5 protein-coding genes are annotated in these 4,310 nt (G+C 63.9%); 3 read left to right on the top strand and 2 right to left on the bottom strand.

All coding sequences use genetic code 11. The features are described from left to right. Positions 1 to 952 (bottom strand): FAD-dependent oxidoreductase (locus KBZ33_RS21070; protein WP_255011974.1); only part of this gene is annotated, 952 nt, incomplete at its 3' end. Between the two features lie 92 nt (positions 953 to 1,044). Here KBZ33_RS21070 and KBZ33_RS21065 point away from each other — a divergent pair. The 3 genes from KBZ33_RS21065 (at position 1,045) to KBZ33_RS21055 (ending at position 4,083) form a co-directional block, all read left to right on the top strand. Beyond that, the gene (locus KBZ33_RS21065) at positions 1,045 to 1,716 is read left to right on the top strand and encodes an isoprenylcysteine carboxylmethyltransferase family protein (RefSeq protein ID WP_255011973.1); all 672 of its coding nucleotides are present in this window, start codon (positions 1,045 to 1,047) and stop codon (positions 1,714 to 1,716) included. Positions 1,717 to 2,012: 296 nt separating this feature from the next. Then, positions 2,013 to 3,431 (top strand): glutamate synthase-related protein, encoded by a 1,419-nt coding sequence (locus KBZ33_RS21060; RefSeq protein WP_255011972.1) that lies wholly within the window; start codon positions 2,013 to 2,015, stop codon positions 3,429 to 3,431. 34 nt (positions 3,432 to 3,465) lie between these two features. Beyond that, entirely contained in the window at positions 3,466 to 4,083 is a 618-nt protein-coding gene (locus tag KBZ33_RS21055; RefSeq protein WP_255011971.1) for a cation transporter, read from the top strand. Here the strand turns inward: KBZ33_RS21055 and KBZ33_RS21050 are convergent. Further along, positions 4,072 to 4,310 (bottom strand): cupin domain-containing protein (locus KBZ33_RS21050; RefSeq protein WP_255011970.1); only part of this gene is annotated, 239 nt, incomplete at its 5' end. The genes KBZ33_RS21055 and KBZ33_RS21050 overlap by 12 nt on opposite strands.

Genomic DNA, 4,310 nt, shown 5'->3' with positions numbered 1-4,310 from the left:
AAGCAGCGGCAACAAGCTCAGGCGCTGCTTTGCTGCATTCTGGCGATTGAGACATCAGGGATTTAAGTCCTTTGGCACCCACCGCTAAAACCACAGCATCGACGTCATCAATCACCTTGACTTCTTTTGTTGTTACACTTTGAATTTCAACCGAGCTTATGCGTTGCGTCTCAGATGAAACATTCAACCGTGTCACGAGGGTCCCCCCAAGGACGCGCAGCTGATCGCGAGACATCAGCCTTCGAGCGAGAGGCTCAAACAAATGTTCGGCAATGCTTTTTGAATGAATCCAGCGAACATCAAACGAGTCTTGATGTGCCAGGGCATAGTAATAGAGGAGCTCCATGGTGACAGCGGCCGAAACCTCTTCGGGAGGCTTGAACAAGCCAACCAGCAAGATCGGTCGCAGAAAATCATTAATTAGTCGATCGCTGATGCCAAGCTTTAAAAACAGTGATTGTGCACTAAGACTGTCGTATTTCTGAAAAACCTTGTCGCTGCGATAAAGGTCCAGCATGGCATAGAGAAGTCCTGCGATGCTGAGTCGATCTTGAATGGGAAGTCGCTTGAAGTTTTTGATTGTTGCCATCACTTGGCCTAGGGGGCTTGGCCATTGGGGTGATTCTCCAAAAACAGGAGCTGTCGCTTCCAATCCATCGGGTGACCAAAAAGCACTGGTTGTAAAGTTAGTGAAAATATTGCCAAGTTCGAGCTCTTCTGTGAGGGCATTGATGTTGGGATAGTCCTTCCAAAAGCCCCTGGTTCCAGCCTCAAAGGGTTTACCGCTTTTGGTTGTGATTGGTTGACTGCCGGTAGGATCGAGCATCCCATCGATCAAGGTCACGTCAACGCCGGCTTCGCAGAGTGACTTTGCGGCACCCCAGCCAGCCCATCCGCCTCCGATGACGACCACATGAGATTGTTTTCTGTCGGGCATGGTGTCGTCTGGCATGGCTCGTTCTAGCTGACAGCGGCGGTGTGAGCGGTTTTGGCGGTCGCGACGTCCGCCAGGGTCGATAGGGTGCCGTCAGCGAGGGTGCACGGATGGCTGAATCAGCACGGGACGAGGGCCAGGCCCCGACGGTGGGCTGGAGCCAACTCACGGCGATCAACACCGCCAAAATGCTCACGATTGTGCTGCTGCTGGTGCTGGCGGCCGTGGTCGGGGTGAAAGACATGCGCCAGGTGGTCTATCTCAGCTTGCACATCAGCTACTGCCTCTGGTGGCTGCTGGAGCAGTGGCTGTTTCCCGAGCGGGCTCGCCAGCTGTTCAGTGAGCGTGTGGGGGTGGTGGGGTTTGGCTTCGTCCTGCTGTTCATCGGGGTGCTCTACAGCCTGCCGGGGCTGCTGGCTTTTCTCAATCCCGTGCCGATCTCCCAAGCAGCCGTGGCCGTGGCACTGGGGCTGTTCAGCTTCGGCAGCCTGATCAACGCCAGCGCCGATGCACAGAAAACCACCGCCAAAGCAATGGGTGCTGGCCTGGTGAGCGATGGTATCTGGCGGCGCGTGCGCCATGTGAACTACCTCGGCGATCTGCTGCGCTACCTGAGCTTCGCGGTGGTGGCCGGCAACGGCTGGGCCTACCTGGTGCCGGCTCTGGTGCTGCTGATCTATCTGCAGCGCATTGGCCAGAAGGAAGTGCAGATGGCGGCGAAGTACCCGGAGTTCAGCGCCTGGCAGCAGCGCAGCGCGCGGCTACTGCCAGGCCTCTGGTGAGGCCCACGCAGCCGGCATGAACCGCGGCAAGGAGCTGGTGATGCCGATGTACACCAGATGGCGCTGCAACATGGGTTAGCAAAGGGATCACCTCGGCGGGGTATTCGCTGCCCTGGCTCTTGTGGCTCGTGCAGGCATAGGCAGGCACCAGGTTGTCGAGTTCGCCCCTGGGTTCTGGAACACGAAAGACACCCCCACCCCCTTGCCTGATCAGGCGGCGTCCTTCGTTGGCCCGGTCCACACTGAATGGTGGGCCACCGGCCCGTGTCGTACGCCTGAGCTCGATGCCAGCACCGATGGTTGCCGCCAGCACCCCCATCAGCGTGGAAATGGAGCAGGGGAAGGAGTACTTCTATTGCGCCTGCGGAAGGTCGGCTGACCAGCCCTTCTGCGACGGCTCCCATCAGGGCACCGGGTTCAGTCCCCTGGCCTTCGTGGCCGAAACAACCGGCAGGGCCGTGCTGTGCCGCTGCAAGCAGACCGCCACTCCGCCCCATTGCGACGGCAGCCACAGCCTGGTGCCGGCCGATCGGGTCGGAACGGTCTACCGCGTCGACGCGGAGGAGGCCAAGCCCGAGCCGGTTGATGCGTTGCCGACGCCCAAGCCCACGCCGGAAGAGCCCAATGTGGCGCTGATTCATGAGCTGGCCGAACACGGCCTCGATCGGGTGGGCCCCGAGGGGCCGCTGGCGGCCATGGGCGTGCCGCGCTCCCAGCTGCCCCTCTGGGACGACATCCAGATCCTGGTGGCCCAGCTGGCCCGCCAGCCCCTGCCGAGCGAGGCGGCGGTGGGCACCGAGCTGGTGATCGGCCCCCAGGCACGGCGACCCCTGCGGCTGGAGATTCCCCTGCTGGTCTCCGACATGAGCTTCGGGGCCCTCTCCGAGGAGGCCAAGCTGGCCCTGGCCACCGGGGCTGAGAGGGCCGGGACGGCGATCTGCTCCGGCGAAGGGGGGATGCTTCCGGAGGAGCAGGCCGCCAACAGCCGCTATCTCTTTGAACTGGGTCCGGCCCGGTTCGGCTACCGGGAGGAGCTGCTGCCGCTGGTGCAGGCCTTCCACTTCAAGGCCGGTCAGGCCGCCAAGACCGGCAGCGGCGGTTACCTGCCGGGCAGCAAGGTCACCGCCCGCATCGCCTCCATCCGAGGCATCCCTGAAGGTCAGCCGATCCACTCACCTCCCACCTTCATCGATCTCCACTCACCGGGCGATTTCCGCGCCTTCGCCGATCGGGTACGGGAGCTGACCGGTGGCATCCCGGTGGGCTTCAAGCTCAGTTCCCAGCACATCGAGGCCCACCTCGACCGCCGGGGTGCCAGCGGCCGCGTCACCCTGATCACCACCGGCGGGCTGCGCACTCCGGCCGACTGCGTCAAGGCCCTGGCCCTGGGGGCCGATGGCATCGCCCTGGCCAACGCGGCGATCCAGGCGATCGGCTGTGTCGGCGCCCGGATCTGCCACACCAACCGCTGCCCTGCGGGCATCGCCACCCAGGATCCACAGCTGCGCCGCCGGCTGGATGTGGAGCATGCCGCCCAGCGGCTGGCCAGGTTCCTGCAGGCGGCGGTGGCGCTGATGCAGGTGCTGGCACGGGCCTGCGGCCATGACCATCTGCGCGGCTTCTCCAGGAACGACCTGGCCAGCTGGCACCGGGAGGTGGCGGATCTGGCCGGGATCGCCTGGAGCGGCTCGGCTCTGGACGCTCCGGAGGGTTAGGAGTTTGCCGAAAAAATCGATCAACACTCACGCTATGGCTCAAGGCAGCAGCAAGGCTGTGGGTTGCGGCTGTGGAGCCGAGCAGGCGGCTGAGCTGCAGCGCCGCACCCTCTGGGTGGTGCTGGTGATCAACGCCGCCATGTTTGTGGTGGAACTGGCTGTAGGCCTGCGAGCAGGCTCCACCGGCCTGATTGCTGACTCCCTCGACATGCTGGCCGACGCGGGCGTCTATGGCCTCAGCCTTGGAGCCGTGGGCCGCAGCATGACGCAGCAGCGCCGGACCGCCGTGCTCAGCGGCCGGCTGCAGATCATCCTGGCGATCTGGGTGCTGCTGGATGTGCTGAGGCGCACCCTGCTGGGCAGTGAACCGATCAGCGCCCTGATGGTGGGCATCGGCGCCCTGGCCCTGCTGGCCAACCTGCTCTGTCTGGCACTGGTGCGCCGGCACCGCGAGGGCGGCGTGCACATGCGGGCCTCGGTGATCTTCTCCACCAACGACACCCTGGCCAACCTGGGCGTGATCGTGGCCGGCCTGCTGGTGGCCTGGAGTGGCAGCCGCATCCCTGATCTGATGATCGGCATCGCCATCAGCCTGCTGGTCCTGAACGGCGGCCGGCGGATCCTGCGGGAGGCTCGTGCCTCACGCGTCTGAGCCATCGGGCCCCTGGGTGGTCGGCAGGTGGCCGGTCTTCACCCAGATGGTGCAGCCCGGCTCACTCCAGGGCTGGTGTGCACTGCCGGCTGGATTGCGCAACCAGCTGCCGCCCGGATAGGAGCCCTGCTCGTCCTGAAAGACGCCATCGAGAACAACGATTTCCTCGCCGCCCGGGTGGCTGTGGGGCTGAAACGCCGTGCCGGGCGCCCAGCGCACCAGGGCCA

Origin of the sequence: Cyanobium sp. Cruz-8D1 (genome assembly GCF_024345975.1) — a bacterium.
GTDB lineage: Bacteria > Cyanobacteriota > Cyanobacteriia > PCC-6307 > Cyanobiaceae > Cyanobium.
Note: the sequence above shows the minus strand (reverse complement) of the source record. Positions and strands in the feature narration are given on the sequence as shown.